General features: G+C 70.9%; 13 protein-coding genes, 4 tRNA genes and 2 riboswitches. Of the genes, 3 read left to right on the plus strand and 14 right to left on the minus strand.

Features of this window, described 5'->3' with window-relative positions:
- Positions 1-34 precede the first annotated feature (34 nt).
- The gene (locus CHAN_RS11540; RefSeq protein ID WP_048742490.1) at positions 35-1555 is read right to left on the minus strand and encodes a CoA-acylating methylmalonate-semialdehyde dehydrogenase; all 1521 of its coding nucleotides are present in this window, start codon (positions 1553-1555) and stop codon (positions 35-37) included.
- 264 nt (positions 1556-1819) lie between these two features.
- Positions 1820-2038: riboswitch (cobalamin riboswitch) on the plus strand.
- Between the two features lie 168 nt (positions 2039-2206).
- Between CHAN_RS11540 and metE the strand changes: the two genes are divergently transcribed.
- Positions 2207-4579, plus strand: coding sequence for a 5-methyltetrahydropteroyltriglutamate--homocysteine S-methyltransferase (gene metE / locus CHAN_RS11545; protein WP_290289914.1), 2373 nt, complete (start codon positions 2207-2209; stop codon positions 4577-4579).
- Between the two features lie 137 nt (positions 4580-4716).
- Here the strand turns inward: metE and CHAN_RS11550 are convergent, their stop codons facing one another.
- From CHAN_RS11550 to CHAN_RS11565, 4 genes are read right to left on the minus strand one after another with little or no spacing between them, the layout of a single operon-like run.
- Positions 4717-5511: an energy-coupling factor ABC transporter ATP-binding protein gene (locus tag CHAN_RS11550; RefSeq protein WP_053088107.1), complete on the minus strand. Its 795-nt coding sequence runs from the start codon at positions 5509-5511 to the stop codon at positions 4717-4719.
- Positions 5508-6248 carry a CbiQ family ECF transporter T component gene (locus CHAN_RS11555; protein WP_290289918.1) on the minus strand — a complete coding sequence of 247 codons (741 nt, stop codon included), beginning with the start codon at positions 6246-6248 and terminating at the stop codon, positions 5508-5510. Before CHAN_RS11555 ends, CHAN_RS11550 begins: the two co-directional genes overlap by 4 nt.
- A gap of 1 nt (position 6249) precedes the next feature.
- Positions 6250-6672 carry an energy-coupling factor ABC transporter substrate-binding protein gene (locus CHAN_RS11560; protein ID WP_048742503.1) on the minus strand — a complete coding sequence of 141 codons (423 nt, stop codon included), beginning with the start codon at positions 6670-6672 and terminating at the stop codon, positions 6250-6252.
- Positions 6669-7427: an energy-coupling factor ABC transporter permease gene (locus CHAN_RS11565; RefSeq protein WP_290289921.1), complete on the minus strand. Its 759-nt coding sequence runs from the start codon at positions 7425-7427 to the stop codon at positions 6669-6671. Before CHAN_RS11565 ends, CHAN_RS11560 begins: the two co-directional genes overlap by 4 nt.
- A 66-nt stretch (positions 7428-7493) precedes the next feature.
- Positions 7494-7700, minus strand: a riboswitch (cobalamin riboswitch).
- A gap of 143 nt (positions 7701-7843) precedes the next feature.
- Here CHAN_RS11565 and cysK point away from each other — a divergent pair.
- Both cysK and epsC read left to right on the plus strand, forming a co-directional pair.
- A complete protein-coding gene (cysK, locus tag CHAN_RS11570; protein WP_290289923.1) occupies positions 7844-8776 on the plus strand; it encodes a cysteine synthase A in 933 nt (310 codons plus the stop codon).
- Between the two features lie 74 nt (positions 8777-8850).
- Positions 8851-9444 carry a serine O-acetyltransferase EpsC gene (gene epsC / locus CHAN_RS11575; RefSeq protein WP_048742509.1) on the plus strand — a complete coding sequence of 198 codons (594 nt, stop codon included), beginning with the start codon at positions 8851-8853 and terminating at the stop codon, positions 9442-9444.
- 42 nt (positions 9445-9486) lie between these two features.
- On the opposite strand, the gene CHAN_RS11580 is transcribed toward epsC, so the two are convergent.
- The 9 genes from CHAN_RS11580 to CHAN_RS11620 form a co-directional block, all read right to left on the minus strand.
- Entirely contained in the window at positions 9487-9765 is a 279-nt protein-coding gene (locus CHAN_RS11580) for a GNAT family N-acetyltransferase (protein WP_048742552.1), read from the minus strand.
- 91 nt (positions 9766-9856) lie between these two features.
- On the minus strand, positions 9857-10327 hold the full coding sequence (locus CHAN_RS11585; RefSeq protein WP_290289926.1) for a hypothetical protein: 471 nt from the start codon (positions 10325-10327) through the stop codon (positions 9857-9859).
- Positions 10328-10475: 148 nt separating this feature from the next.
- Positions 10476-10548 (minus strand) — tRNA-Phe (locus CHAN_RS11590).
- 25 nt (positions 10549-10573) lie between these two features.
- Positions 10574-10647 (minus strand) — tRNA-Asp (locus tag CHAN_RS11595).
- A gap of 222 nt (positions 10648-10869) precedes the next feature.
- Positions 10870-10946 (minus strand) — tRNA-Asp (locus CHAN_RS11600).
- 28 nt (positions 10947-10974) lie between these two features.
- Positions 10975-11050 (minus strand) — tRNA-Glu (locus CHAN_RS11605).
- Positions 11051-11104: 54 nt separating this feature from the next.
- Positions 11105-12523, minus strand: coding sequence for a PepSY-associated TM helix domain-containing protein (locus CHAN_RS11610; RefSeq protein WP_290289928.1), 1419 nt, complete (start codon positions 12521-12523; stop codon positions 11105-11107).
- A 100-nt stretch (positions 12524-12623) separates the two neighbouring features.
- Positions 12624-13928 (minus strand): YhgE/Pip domain-containing protein, encoded by a 1305-nt coding sequence (locus CHAN_RS11615; RefSeq protein ID WP_290289930.1) that lies wholly within the window; start codon positions 13926-13928, stop codon positions 12624-12626.
- Between the two features lie 11 nt (positions 13929-13939).
- Positions 13940-14542, minus strand: coding sequence for a TetR/AcrR family transcriptional regulator (locus CHAN_RS11620; RefSeq protein ID WP_153251532.1), 603 nt, complete (start codon positions 14540-14542; stop codon positions 13940-13942).
- Positions 14543-14658: the final 116 nt, after the last annotated feature.

A 14658-nucleotide genomic window follows, 5' to 3' on the forward strand; every position in this document is an offset into this window, starting at 1 on the left:
CGGGCGGTGGGCGGTGGGCCGTGGCCGGTGGGGCCTAGGAGCCCAGGACCGGCATGTTGAAGGACGCGCCCTCGCGCGGGCCCTTCGGCCACGTGGTGGTGACGGTCTTGGTGCGGGTGTAGAAGCGGAAGGCGTCCGGGCCGTGCTGGTTGAGGTCGCCGAAGCCGGAGCGCTTCCAGCCGCCGAAGGTGTGGAAGGCCACCGGGACCGGGATCGGGACGTTGACGCCGACCATGCCGACCTCCACGCGGGAGGCGAAGTCGCGGGCGGCGTCGCCGTCGCGGGTGAAGATGGACACGCCGTTGCCGTACTCGTGCTCGCTGGGCAGGGCGAGGGCCTCCTCGTAGTCCTTGGCGCGGGCGATGCAGAGGACGGGGCCGAAGATCTCCTCGTCGTAGCAGCGCATCCCCGGCTTGACGTTGTCGATCAGCGACGGGCCGATGAACAGGCCGTCGGCGAGGGACTCGCCCTCGAACTCGTCGTCGGTGGCGCCGGACTCGCGGCCGTCGATGACCAGGGTCGCGCCCTCGCCCTCGGCCGAGCCGACGATGTCGCGGACGCGCTCGAGCGCCTGCGGGGTGATCAGCGGGCCGTAGGAGGCGTCCGGGTCGAGGGAGTGGCCGACCTTCAGCTCCTTGATGCGCTCGACCAGGGCGTCGCGCAGGGCGTCGGCGACCTCGTCGCCGATGGGCACGGCCACGGAAATGGCCATGCAGCGCTCGCCGGCGGAGCCGTACGCGGCGCCGATGAGCGCGTCGACGACGCGGTCGAGATCGGCGTCCGGCATGACGATCATGTGGTTCTTGGCGCCGCCGAAGCACTGGGCGCGCTTGCCCAGCTTCGCGGAGGTGACGTAGACGTGCTCGGCGACGGGGGTCGAGCCGACGAAGCCGATGGCCTTGACGTCGGGGTGCTCGAGCAGGCCGTTGACGGCGTCGTGGGCGCCGTGGACGACGTTGAGCACGCCGGCCGGGCCGCCGGCCTCGAGGAAGAGCTTGGCCAGGGTGACCGGAACGGACGGGTCCTGCTCGGAGGGCTTGAGGATGAACGCGTTGCCGGCGGCCAGGGCGGGGCCGGCCTTCCACAGCGGGATCATGGCCGGGAAGTTGAACGGGGTGATGCCGGCGACGACGCCGAGCGGCTGGCGGACGGAGTGGACGTCGACGCCGGTGCCGACGGACTCGGAGAACTCGCCCTTGAGCAGGTGCGGGGCGCCGAGGGAGAACTCGACGACCTCGAGGCCGCGCTGCAGGTCGCCGTGGGCGTCGGCGAAGGTCTTGCCGTGCTCGAGCGACAGTTCGCGGGCGATGTCGTCGGCGTTGGCGCGGATCAGGCGGATCCACTCGTTGAGGATGCGCGTGCGCTTGAGCGGGCTCCAGGCACCCCAGTCCTTCTGCGCCTCCTTGGCGTTGGCGACGGCCCGGTCGACGAGGGCCCGGTCGGCCAGCCCGACGGTGCCGCGGACCGCGCCGGTGGCGGGGACGGTGACGTCCATGACGGCGCCTTCGGCGTGGACCTCTTCGCCGCCGATGATGTGGGGGATGCGGATGCTCATGCCTGGTGTTCCCTTCGTCGCGGGCGGTTGCCCGCCGCAGTTCGGTTAATGATCACTAACCGAAAAGGTATGTGACGGGGGTCACGAAATCTAGCCAGGGGCAAAAGCAATTCACGAACGGGGTTGGCGAGTGAAGATTGCGAATCGCTTGTTAACTCTTGGATCCCCAGCATATGGGCCACCAACACCATTACCCACCTTGCTTTACGACGCCCCCGCGCACCCGATTCGCCGAACGAGTTTTCTTTTTGCGAATCCTCCCCTATGGTGAGCTGCGCAACAGGTTCCGCCCCCGCGTTCACCGCGGGGTGTCGGTCGCAAGAGGGAATCCGGTGAGAATCCGGAGCTGTCCCGCAGCGGTATGCCGGAACGAAAGCCGTCAGAGGCACTGGGGTCGATCCCTGGGAAGCGACGGCCGGTAGGTCCCCGCCCGATTGGGCGTCGCCGGCGAGCCCGAATACCTGCCCGTTGCGCCGGCTCATCCGATCCGGCTCACCGAGGGCGCCCGCGGACAGGCGCGACGTGGCAAAACCCGATGGGCGCGGACGTCGTTTCGGCGATGTCGCACACGCGCGTCTCCCATCGGATGCTCCCGCGTGCGGTCCGCGAGCGGCCCCGGTCTTTCTTGACGAGGATCGAGGAGATCACCCAATGACCGCATTTCCGAACCCGGCGGGACAACGCCCGCCGTTCATAGCCACGGTGCCGGGCTTCCCCCGCATCGGCGCCCACCGGGAGCTGAAGAAGGCCATCGAAGCCTACTGGCGCGACCCGTCGCTGGCGCCGGAGCTCGCGAACACCGCGGCGACGCTCATCGACCGCCGCCTGCGGCGCGCCACGACCACCGGCCTGGATTCGGTGCCCGTCGGCACCTTCTCCTATTACGACCAGATGCTCGACGTCGCCGCGATGGTCGGCGCCCTGCCCGCCCGCGTCGACGGCATCGCCGATTACCCGGAGGAGCAGGTGGCGGAGTCCGGGGGCCTGCTGCCGCCGTGGCTCGACCGCTACTTCGCGGCGGCCCGCGGCGCCGAGGGCATCCCGCCCCTCGAGATGACCAAGTGGTTCGACACGAACTACCACCACCTGGTTCCCGAGCTCGACGCCGCCCGCCCCTTCGCCGCCGATCCGTCGTTCCTGGTGTCGCAGGTGCGCGGGGCACGCCGGAACCACGTGCCGGCGCGGCCGGTGCTCATCGGCCCGGTGACGTTCCTGGCGCTGTCCAAGGCCGCCCCGGGCTCGCCCGGCGAGCCGCTGGACAGGCTGCCCGAGCTCGTCGACGTCTACCTGGGCATCCTCGACGCACTCGCCGCGGAGGGGGTGGAGTGGGTCCAGCTCGACGAGCCCGCCCTCAACACCGATCGCCTGCCGGCCGACCGCGGGGCGGAGGCGTCCCGGCAGTGGCGGCGCCTGGTGGCCCACGCCCATGGCCTCGGTTTGCGGGTGCTCGCCCAGACGTACTTCACGGGTGGGCAGCGGGCCGTCGATGTGCTGGCGGGCACCGGCGTGGACGCGATCGGCGTGGACTACGTCGCCGGTGATGCGCCGGATCTGTCGGCTCTCCCGGAGTCGACGCTGATCGTCGCGGGCGTCGTCGACGGCCGCAACGTCTGGCGCACGGACTGCGCCCGGGCGCTGGCCACCCTCGCCGGCGTCGCCCGGACGCACCCGGTGGCGGTGTCGACGTCGTGTTCGCTCCTGCACGTCCCGCATTCGCTGGCGGCGGAGCCGTCGCTGGCGAATGAGCCGGAGCTGCGGGCGCGGCTGGCGTTCGGCGAGGAGAAGATCATCGAGGTCGTCTCGCTCGCCCGCGCCCTGCACCACCCGGACGGCCAGCGCATCCGCCGCAACGGTTTCCTGGCCGAAGCGGAGGCCGCCGCGAATGGGGACCGGGCGGAGGAGCAGGGGAACGAGCGGGAGCGGGGTGCACGAGCCCCGGAGCACCGGGTCCCCCGCCGGAAGGGCGGCGTCCACGATCGTTCGCCGTTCCCGCTTCGTCGCAAAGCCCAGGAGCGGGCCCTGGACCTGCCCCCGCTGCCGACGTCGACGATCGGTTCCTTCCCCCAGACGCCGGAGGTCCGCGCCGCCCGCGCGGCGTACGCCCGCGGCGAGTCGTCGGCCCGGGCGTACGAGGCCGCGATGATCCGGGAGATCGTCAACGTCATCGGCGAACAGGAGCGCCTGGGCCTGGACGTGCTGGTGCACGGCGAGCCGGAGCGCAACGACATGGTGCAGTACTTCGCCGAGCAGCTCGACGGTTTCCACTGCACGTCGAACGCGTGGGTGCAGTCCTACGGCACGCGGTGCGTGCGCCCGCCGATCCTGCACGGCGACGTCTCGCGCCCGGCGCCGATGACGGTGCGCTGGTTCCGCGCGGCGCAGGACATGACGGAACGGCCGGTCAAGGGCATGCTCACCGGCCCGGTGACCATGCTGGCCTGGTCCTTCGTGCGCGACGACCAGCCGCTGGCGGACACCGCGCATCAGGTTGCTCTGGCGATCCGCGCCGAGTGCGAGGACCTGGAGGCGGCGGGCGCGCAGGTGATCCAGGTGGACGAGGCCGCGATCCGCGAGCTGCTCCCCCTGCGCCCGGAGGACCGCGACGAGTACGCGGAGTGGTCGGTGGAGGCGTTCCGCACCGCCACCGGCGGACTGGCGGACTCCACCCAGCTGCACACGCACATGTGCTACTCGGATTTCGGGTCGATCCTCGACCTGATCCGGGACATGGACGCCGACGTGACCACGATCGAGGCCGCCCGCGCCGGCTTCGAGCTCGTCGACGCCATCGCCGCCTCGGACTTCGACCTGCCCCTGGGCCCCGGCGTGTGGGACATCCACTCGCCGCGCGTGCCGGGCGTGGACGAGGTCACGGAGCGCATCGACCACGCCGCCCGCACCCTCGGCCCCGACCGGGTGTGGGTGGTGCCCGACTGCGGGTTGAAGACCCGCGGTTGGCCCGAGACCAGGGCGTCGTTGGACGCCCTCGTGAAAGCCGCCCGGAAGGTCCGGGCGTCGCTGTAGCCGGCCGGCCGGCGGGCCTCCTACCGCCGGCCGCATGCTGCGGCGATGAATGAAAAGACCGCTTCCCCCGTACGCGTTCCGGCAGTCCGCGTGGCGGGGGGAGCGGTTCTTTTCGCTTTGCGACGCCCACGTGGGCGTCATCGGCCCAGAAGATCCTCCGGACGCCGGATGCCCGCCGGGTCGCGGCCCAGCGCTTCGGCCACGACCGGCGCCCAGGGCAGGGACAGCCGCGCCCGCCGCGCCAGATCGGGATCGACGAGGATCTCGGAGGCGGCACCGGTCACCGCCGACCCGTCGACGAGCACGGCGGCGCGGGCCGCGAAGGACCAGGCGACGTCGACGTCGTGGGTGGCCATCACCACGGCCACGCCCCCGTCGTGGAGCGCGCCGAGGGTGCCCAGCAGATTCTCCGTCGCGGCGGGGTCGAGGCCGGCGGTCGGTTCGTCGAGGAGCAGGACGTCGGGGCGCATGGCCAGCGCACCCGCCAGCGCGACCCGCTTGCGCTGGCCGTAGGACAGCTGGTGCGGGACGCGGTCGGCCAGGTCGGCGACCTCGGCGGCCGCCATGGCCTCGTCGACGCGGCGCCGGACCTCGTCGTCGGGGAGCCCCTGGTTGACCGGCCCATAGGAGACGTCCGCGGCCACGGAGGTGGCGAACAGCTGGTCATCGGGGTCCTGGAGGACCAGCTGGACGCGCTGCCGGAGGTGGTTGCGACCGCGGCGCCCGTAGGAATACGGCGACCCGTCGAATTCGAGGGAGCCCGACGTGGGGCGGATGGCGCCGGCCAGCAGGCGCAGCAGCGTCGACTTGCCCGAGCCGTTGGCCCCCAGCAGCGCCATGCGCTCGCCGCGGAAGACTTCGAGGTCGACCCCGGACAGCACGTGGACACCCGGGTGCCGGAAGCCCAGGCCGCGGGCGGCGAGGATGCTCACGGCCACCACCCCCGCACCGTCGCGGTGGCGGCGACGACCGCGACGAGCAGCCCGAGCGCCACCGCGAGGAAGCGGCCGTCGCGCGGGCGGTCGACGACCATGACGTCGGCCGACCCCGGCTCGGCGCGCAGCTCCAGGCCCTCCCCCAGCCGGCGGGCGCGCTGGAATGAGAGGACGAACAGATTCGCCGACTGCGCGGCGACGCCGGTGAGCAGGCCCCTCCGGGTCAGGTGCCCCAGTCGCTGCGCCTGGGCCTCGTGCATCATCTTCGCGGTGCCCGCCAACGTGCCGACCATCCGGTAGATGAGCTCGGCGAGGTAGGTCAGGGTGCGCGGGATGCCCGATCGCCCGGCCCACGCCAGCACCTCCGACAGCGGGGTGGTCACCGTGAACAGCATCGTGCAGCCGATGGCGGCCGTGGCGCGGGCGACGACTTCCGCCGCCCGCTGCGGCCCCGTCGGCGACCAGACCGGTCCGTCCATCGTGATGGAGAAGAGCAGGGGGAGGATGCCCACGGCGACGAAGGCCGCGGGAGCCGTCCACAGCGCCAGGAACAGCCCCGCCGGCACCCGGGCGACGACCGCCGTGACCGACACCGCGGCGATGATGAGCGCCGCGGCCGGCCACGGGGGCAGCGAAATGGCCAGCAAGAGCAGACCGCCGCACAGCACCGCCTTCTCGCCGACGTTGCGCCGCGCCCACCGGTTGCGGGCGGCGGCGGCTTCGAGGGCGTTCACGCTAGGCGGTCCCCGCTTCCCGGCCCTCGGCCAGGGCCTCGTCGCGCCCCTTGCCGCGGCCGCGGTAGAAGCCCAGCACGTAGCCGAGCACGCCCGCGCCCAGGCCGGCCTGGAGCGCGAAGATGCCGGATTCGACCTCGCCCGGCAGCTCGCCGATGATCGGCTCGAACCACGGCTCGTAATCCGGGTTGCTCTCCTCGATGGCTTCGGTGGCCGCGCCGTCGGTGCCGCCGAAGGCCTCCTCGGCGTCCGGGTCGCCCAGGTTGAAGAACATGGGGAACGCCGCGAGGACGATCACCAGGGCGATGATCGCGACGGTGACCCCCGCACCGGAACGCTTGGGGGCGGCCGTCTTGTCCTTCACGTTGTCCTGCTTTTCCGTCTTGTCCTGCTTTTCGACGTTCTCGTTCGCCGACGCGGTCATCGCACGGCCTCCTTCTGCTCGGTCCGATCTGCGTCGGCGGTGAGGCGCCCGTCGTGGGCGACCTCATCGGCGATCGAGCCGTCGGAAAGCTCGTTCTTCTTCAGCACGCCCAGCGAGAAGAGCTCCTTCTCGGCGACCGTGCGCAGGGCCTTGACCACCAGCACCGTCAGCAGCGCCTCGATGATGGCCAGGGGGATCTGGGTGATGGCGAACAGCGACAGGAACGTGGCCAGCGCGCCGCCGAAGCCGCCCGGGTCGGCCGGGTGCGCCAGCGCGAGCTGCGTCGCCGTGACGACGTACGTGGACAGGTCCGCCAGGAACGCGGCGACGAACACCGCGGGCAGCAGGCCGCCGCCGAGGCGGCGCGTGAGGACGTACCCTCCCCACGCCACCCACGGGCCCACGATGCCCATGGAGAACACGTTCGCGCCGAGCGTGGTGATGCCGCCGTGGGCGAGCAAAAGCGCCTGGAAGAGCAGGACGATGGTGGCCAAAAGGGACATGACGGGCGGCCTGAACAGCACGGTGCCCAGGCCGGTGCCGGTGGGGTGCGACGTGGAGCCGGTCACCGACGGGATCTTGAGGGCCGAGAGCACGAACGTGAACGCCCCGGCCGCGCCCAGGAGCATGCCGGTGCCCGGCTTCTCCTTGAGCAGCTTGTTGACGCGCCACGCGCCGTGGACGACGAACGGCGCCGCGGCGACCGTCCATCCCACCGCATGGCCGACGGGCAGGAAGCCCTCCGCGATATGCATGTGAATTTTTCCTCCCGCGCCCCCGACACCTCGCGGCGGCGCACAGTCCGGTCCGGCGCCCGTCGGCGCCGGAGTCGATCCACGGCCGGTCTCCTGGCTGACGGGGCCGCCCTGCGGCATCCGGGCCGGCGCCTTCCCGGATCCCGCGCGCCCTTTCCATCGGACGCCCGGGATCCCGTGGCATGTGCCGGACCGGGGTCACCCCGATCACAGTGGCGAGGGCCGCCGCCCATTCGCAGGGCGTTCCCGTCCACCGAGGATCTGCGCCCATCCTAAGCGTTCTTTCAGGTTGCGCACCCGGCCGGGCCCGCCCCCACCCGAAAGTAGACGAACCTGTCTGTACAAAACCGGGGGCGGCGCGTAGAATCGCCGACCGACGAAGCAACGAACAAGCAAACGGGAAAGGAAACGACTGGATGACCATCCACGACAACATCACCGACCTGATCGGCGGCACGCCGCTGGTCAAGCTCAACCGACTCACGGAGGGCCTGCCGGGCACGGTGGTCGCGAAGCTCGAGTTCTACAACCCGGCCAACAGCGTCAAGGACCGCATCGGCAAGGCCATCATCGACGCCGCCGAGGCCTCGGGCGAGCTCAAGCCGGGCGGAACCATCGTGGAGGGCACGTCGGGCAACACCGGCATCGCCCTCGCGCTGGTCGGCGCGGCCCGCGGTTACAAGGTCATCCTCACCATGCCGGACACCATGAGCCAGGAGCGCCGCGTGGTGCTCCGCGCGTTCGGCGCCGAGCTGGTGCTCACCCCGGGCGCCGAGGGCATGAAGGGCGCGGTGAACAAGGCGAACGAGATCGTGGAGAACACCGACAACGCCATCCTCGCGTCGCAGTTCGCCAACGAGGCGAACCCGGCGGTCCACGCGGCCACGACCGGCGAGGAAATCTGGGCCGACACCGACGGCGCGGTCGATTACCTGGTGGCCGGCATCGGCACCGGCGGCACCATCACCGGCGCCGGCCGCACGCTGAAGAAGCACGACCCGGACATCAAGCTCGTCGCGGTCGAGCCGGCGGACTCCCCGCTGCTGACCGAGGGCAAGGCCGGCCCGCACAAGATCCAGGGCCTGGGCGCCAACTTCGTGCCCGAGATCCTGGACCGCGATCTGCTCGACGAGGTGCTCACCTGCACCAACGACGACGCCATCGCGACGTCCCGGAAGCTGGCCACGCAGGAGGGCATCCTCGGCGGCATTTCGGCGGGCGCCAACGTGAAGGCGGCCCTGGAAATCGCCGCGCGCCCCGAGGCCGAGGGCAAGACCATCGTGGTGATCATCCCCGATTTCGGCGAGCGCTACGTGTCGTCGATCCTGTACCAGGACCTGCGCGACTAGTCCCCCGCTCCGCCACCGCCGCCGACGTTCCCGCCGCCGGGACGTCGGCGGCGGTCTATGTAAAGTTGGTCACCATGAACTCGTTCCTGAGGCTCCTCAAGGAGGACCTGGACAACGCCCGCGAGCACGATCCCGCCGCCCGCGGCGACGTGGAAAATGCGCTGGTCTACTCGGGCCTGCACGCCATTTGGGCGCATCGCGCGGCCCACGCGCTGTGGCTCCGGGGAGGGCCCGCGAAGGGGCTCGCGCGCATCCTGGCCCAATTCACCCGTTTCCTGACGGGCATCGAAATCCACCCGGGCGCCACCATCGGCCGCCGGTTCTTCATCGACCACGGCATGGGCGTGGTCATCGGCGAAACGGCGGAGATCGGCGACGGCGTGATGCTGTACCACGGCGTCACCCTGGGCGGCCGCAGCCTGGCGAAGGTCAAGCGCCACCCGACCCTGGAGGACAATGTCACGGTCGGCGCCGGCGCGAAGGTGCTCGGCCCGGTCGTGATCGGCGCCGGTTCCGCCATCGGCGCCAACGCGGTGGTCACGCGGGATTGCCCGCCGGATTCCATCGTCGTGGGCATCCCGGGCAAGATCCGCAGCCGCAAGCCGGAGGAGCACAAGCCGCTGCGCGACGCCTGCGAGTACGTGCAGGGCGACGGAGACGGCATCTAGCCCCCGCCGCCCGACGCTCCTCCCCCGCCCCCAAACCCCGCGCTACGCCACCAGATCGGCGTAGGCGGGGTTCTTCTCGATGAAGCGCTCGACGGCCGAGCAGCTGGCGATCACCTTTCCGCCGTTGGCGCGCACGTCGTCGAGCGCGGCCTGGACGAGGGGCTTGGACAGGCCCTTGCCCTGGAACTGCTCGTGCACCACGGTGTGGTTGAAGTCCAGCGCCCCCTCGGCGGGCTCGTAGGCGGCGAATCCGGCTTCTTCGCCGTCGACGACGAGGACGTAGCGGTGGCCGGCCTCATCGTGGTCGATGGTGTGCGCCATGGTGGTGTTCTCCTCTTGTTCGGGTTTCTTCCCCACGGTGTTCTTTCCCGCGGGGTCCTTTCCCACAGGGTACGTGCGGTGGTGCCGCCGATCAGACGGAGCGGTGGTCGACGGCGGCCGGCGGGGTGCCGGGCTGCTCGTCGGCGCGGCCGACGGCCACGCGGCAGGGCACGGAGCCCTCTCCGTGGGCGCGTTCGGCGGCGACGCCGGTGCCCCAGCCGGGGCTGACGACGCCGGCCAGCGGCGCGGAGAGGTCGGCCAGCTCGGCGTGGGACAGGCCGGGGACGACGATGGTGATGCGCTGGCGCGCCCGCTCCCCCACGTCTGCGCCGGGGTTGGCGTCGAGCCACTCGTCCTGCATGGAGGACCCCTGGTCGCCGTCGGGCATGACGTCCTCGTAGACCTCCGCACCGGCGCCGGGCACGAATTCCTCCAGCGCCCCGCGGATCTTCCCGGCCGCGGCGGCGCGGCCTTTTTCGTCGGTGAAGATGAAGATGCGGATGACCGACGGCAGCGACTCATCGCCGGACATCGTTCCCGCCGATGCGTATTCGGTAGTCATGGGAAATCACCTTACCGTCGGCCCCATTGCGCGGAAGCACGTCGGCCCCATTGCGCGGAGGCACGTCGGCCCCATTGCGCCGGGGCACTGCCGGGGAAACGAAAAACCGGGGAGCTGTTTTCCAACGGCTCCCCGGTTGTCGATGTTGTGGCCAGAAGCGGGATCGAACCGCTGACCTTCCACTTTTCAGGCGGACGCTCTACCAACTGAGCTATCTGGCCGAACAATCCCCGGAGGGAATGTCGGCGACCCTGACGGGACTTGAACCCGCGACCTCCGCCGTGACAGGGCGGCGCGCTAACCAACTGCGCCACAGGGCCTCATGCCGCGCCCGAACTCTCGTCCGTGCACGAGTCGTTACTCTACACAGCGGCTCAATGGGGGCACAAATCCGCTGTTCAAGGCGAAAAACGGCGCATTGCACCACGGCGCCGGCACCCCGCGGATGGGGGCGGATGGGCGGGCGTCGCAAAGCATGCGGATGCGCGAAAGCGAAAGGCGGCCACCCACATAAAAGTGGATGACCGCCTTTCGCCCGAAAATGGCGACCCTGACGGGACTTGAACCCGCGACCTCCGCCGTGACAGGGCGGCGCGCTAACCAACTGCGCCACAGGGCCATGTTCTGTTGTGCTCCCATTCGGGGAGTGGTACTCCCTACGGGATTCGAACCCGCGCTGCCGCCTTGAAAGGGCGGTGTCCTAGGCCGCTAGACGAAGGGAGCTCGTCTTCGCGTTGGGCGCGGGGCGTGCCCCGCGGCAACGCATCAAAGATTAGCCTACGGCGCACCACCCGACAAAACAGCATGTGGGGCTTGCTTTTCGACGTCCCGGCGCGACGCCCGGGAGCGGGCAATGAGCACCAGATCGAGCAGCAGGAAACCGATCAGGGAGATGCCCAGCAGCGGCAGGAAGGCGCCGACGGTGGCGGCGAAGACGATGACGCCGGCGATGATCGCCCACGACGGGCGGTCGGGCAGCCCCGGCACCGACGTGCCGCGGGCGGTGGGGCGGCGCAGCCACCACATGCGGTAGCCCAGGACGATCATGGTGGCGATGCCGAGTCCGACGGCGAACAGCGCCAGCTGCAGCGGCAGGCCGAACATGATGCCCATGTGCAGGTAGATGCCCCACGACGACAGCTTGGAGAACAGCGGCAGCTCCGAGAAGGGCTGGCGCGAGGCGACGGTGCCGTCGACGCCGTCGACGACGACCGAATCGGACGCGGTGCGCCACTCCACCCAGCGCTCGGAGGCCCGCCAGCCGTGGCCGTCCTCCGCCGGGGGCCGGAGAATCAGGGAGCCGGTGAGCCCGTCGGCGCGGGCGGCGGCGAGGACCCGGTCGACCTGGTCCGCCGCGGCGTCGCCGCCGGCCGGCGCGGAGGCGCCGGGCGAGCCCTGCGGCAGCGAGGCGTCGACCTTCGGCGCCTTCCAATTCAGGGACGTGACCACCGAATCGACGTTGGCGCCGGCCTTCTGCGACCACGTGATGCCCGTCGCCGACAGGCCGAGGAGCGCGACCAGCAGCCACACGCCCAACACGGCGTGGAGGTTGAGGGAACGTCGGCGCCGGCCCTTCTCCCCCTTCGGCGCGGGGGCCGCCCGCCACAGCCGCGCGGACGTGCCCGGATCACGGCGGCGCGCGGCGGACACCCGGCGCCACCACAGGTACAGGCCGCCGAGCGCGAGCACCCACAGCCAGGACGCGGCCAACTCGGAGTACAGCTCGCCGGGCTCCCCCAGGTTCAGGCTCTCGTGCATGGCGGACAGCCACCGGCGCACGGGCATCTCGCCGAGTCCGGAGTACGTGCGCGACTCGCCCACGACGGTGGCGGTCGCGGGATCGACGAACACGGCGGGCATGGTCTTGTCGGTGGCGGCGGGGTCGTCGAAAAGCACCCGCGTGGTGTCGCCCGGGTTCGCCGCCGGCCAGATCTGCGCGATGGCCAGGTCGGGGTGCTCGGCGGCTGCGGCCGCGGTCTGCTCGCCGACCGTCTTGGATTGCGGCGCGGCGTCGACGGTGAGCAGATCGGCGTAGACGACCTTCTCGATCGCCGGCGCGAGCGCGTAGAACGCACCCGAAATCGCGGCGACCAGGAGGAACGGGCCGACCATCAGGCCCGCGTAGAAGTGCAGGCGATGGAGGAAACGCGCGGGCCGGTCGCGGGCTTCGCGACGCGCCACGGGGGTTTCGGACATGGGATGGGACTCCTCGGGGGATGTGACTGGGATCATTCGGCCGAATGACCATTAGTCGAATGAATGCCCCCGAGAGTTCCCGCCGATGTGCCGCGGCAGGTCAGGCGGGCGCCGGTGCGCGGTGCCAGCCCTTGCGGTCGTACAGGACCGCCGCGGCCACGCCGACGATCACGGCGCCGACGAGCGAGATGCCCGCGTACGCCAGCGCCTGGCCGACGCCGGAATCCCACGTCCCGCCGAAGTACAGCATCGACCGGGAGCCGAGGTAGATCTGGTGCATCGGCGAGACCAGCGAGATCACGCGGAACACCTCCGGCACCGCCTCCAGCGGCAGGGTGCCGCCGGCCGAGGGCAGGCCGAGCACGATGAACGCGACGAGGTTGACCACCAGGCCCGGGTTGCCCAGCAGCGCAATGATGGCGTGGCTGACCCAGCCGACGGCGAGGATCATCGCGGCGGTGAAGCCCCACAGCGCGAACGGCGACCCCAGCGGCATGCCGACGATCGTGCCGATGAGCACGTACAGCGCGGCGACCAGCGCGGCCTGCGTGGCGGACATGCCGAACTTCGCCACCAACGTGCCCAGGCGCGAGACGCCGTGGTGGGTGTGCCGGACGAAGAAGGGGCCCCATTCCAGCGAGTGGATGCCCAGGCGGTTGTCCACGATCTGGCTGGTCAGCATCGCGCCGGTGAAGCCGGCGAGGACGATGAGCAGCGTCCAGTAGAAGGCGGACAGGCCGTTGCCCGTGCCGTCGGGCAGCGGGTGGAAGTCCTCGAACTTCACGTTGACCGGGCGGGCGGCGGCGGCCAGGGCCGTGCCGGTGGGCGACGGCGCGCCCTCGGGGGCTTCGTCGATGGCGGCCTGGACCTTCTCGCGCAGCTGCTTTCCGACGGCGTCGTCCACCCGATCGCCGACCTGGAAGCCCATTTCCTTCACGATCGTCTGGGCGCCGAGCCCGGCGGCCGGGTTGGAGATGATGCGGATGTCGGGGGCGACGACGTCGTTGCCGACCATCGTGCCGATGCCCCAGGCGTTGAGGCGCGAGCTGAAGTTCTCGGGGATGACGATGGCTCCGTAGAGCTCGCCCTTGCTCATCTGGTCGATGGCCTCTTGGCCGGTGAGGTGGCGCAGGTCGAACTGATTGGGGTCGATGCCCTCGACCAGGCCGTCGACGACCTTGTCGCCGGCGTTGAGGTGGCTGCCGTCGACGGTGTCGGCGCCGCGGTCGGCGTTGACGATGGCCACGGGGAAATCGTGGAGGTTCTCCCGCGGGTTGACGTTGCCGGCCAGGTACGCGCCGCCGAAGAAGATGGTCAGCAGCGCCACCGCGAGCGTCGGCGCGAACCAGAACATGAAGGTCCTGCGCGGGTCGCGGGGCTTGGCCTCTGTGCCGTTCTCGTTCATGTCATCTCCGTTCATCGCGACACCCCCAGTCCGCCGTCGACGCCGCGGACCAGCAGCACGCCGAGGTCCGAGACGAGTTCGGTGAGCGGGCCGCGGTCGTCGTCGGCCGCCCAGTCCACAGCCGTCCAGGCGATGGACGCGGCGATGGCGCGGGCCGCGGTTTCGGGCGCGAGCGGCCCTTCGGCGAGGTTGCCTCCGAACGTCGGCGAGGCGAGGATCCGCCCGGCGAGGTAGTCGATGGACTGCCGCAGCACCTCCGGCCCTCCCGGGCCGGCGAGGGCGCGGTGCATGAAGTCGACGTGCGGCTCCAGCTTTGCGACGGCGATGCCGATGACCTCGAGGATCCTGTCGATGTCGCCGGTGTCGAAGCCGTCGGCGGCGGGGTCGATGCCGTCGAAGGCCTCTTCCAGGCGGAGCACGGCGGCATCCGCCCAGGCTTCGGAGAGGTCGCGGTAGACGGCGTAGAAGGTCGGGCGGCTGACGCCGGCTTCGCGGACCAGGTCGGTGATCGTGATGTCGACCGGTTCCCGCTGGTCCAGAAGGGCGGCGGCGGCTGCTCGCAACTTGTCCCGCGAGCGTGATGACGCCCGCGGCATGGTCTGGATTTTACGCATGTAAACTTCTTACACCTGTAAAGTTCAGGGTGCAACCGCAGAGCACCGAAGTCCGGTGCCGCACATGCGAAAAGGTGCGGCCCGACATGATGTCGGACCGCACCTTCGGCGCGCCT

Source organism: Corynebacterium hansenii (assembly GCF_030408795.1).
Lineage (GTDB): Bacteria > Actinomycetota > Actinomycetes > Mycobacteriales > Mycobacteriaceae > Corynebacterium > Corynebacterium hansenii.

Coding starts and splice junctions, on each gene's coding strand:
- cysK (WP_290289923.1), top strand. CDS start 7,844: ATGACCATCCACGACAACATCACCGACCTGATCGGCGGCACGCCGCTG.
- CHAN_RS11585 (WP_290289926.1), bottom strand. CDS start 10,327: ATGACTACCGAATACGCATCGGCGGGAACGATGTCCGGCGATGAGTCG.
- metE (WP_290289914.1), top strand. CDS start 2,207: ATGACCGCATTTCCGAACCCGGCGGGACAACGCCCGCCGTTCATAGCC.
- CHAN_RS11615 (WP_290289930.1), bottom strand. CDS start 13,928: ATGAACGAGAACGGCACAGAGGCCAAGCCCCGCGACCCGCGCAGGACC.
- CHAN_RS11560 (WP_048742503.1), bottom strand. CDS start 6,672: ATGACCGCGTCGGCGAACGAGAACGTCGAAAAGCAGGACAAGACGGAA.
- CHAN_RS11565 (WP_290289921.1), bottom strand. CDS start 7,427: ATGCATATCGCGGAGGGCTTCCTGCCCGTCGGCCATGCGGTGGGATGG.
- epsC (WP_048742509.1), top strand. CDS start 8,851: ATGAACTCGTTCCTGAGGCTCCTCAAGGAGGACCTGGACAACGCCCGC.
- CHAN_RS11580 (WP_048742552.1), bottom strand. CDS start 9,765: ATGGCGCACACCATCGACCACGATGAGGCCGGCCACCGCTACGTCCTC.
- CHAN_RS11610 (WP_290289928.1), bottom strand. CDS start 12,523: ATGTCCGAAACCCCCGTGGCGCGTCGCGAAGCCCGCGACCGGCCCGCG.
- CHAN_RS11620 (WP_153251532.1), bottom strand. CDS start 14,542: ATGCGTAAAATCCAGACCATGCCGCGGGCGTCATCACGCTCGCGGGAC.
- CHAN_RS11540 (WP_048742490.1), bottom strand. CDS start 1,555: ATGAGCATCCGCATCCCCCACATCATCGGCGGCGAAGAGGTCCACGCC.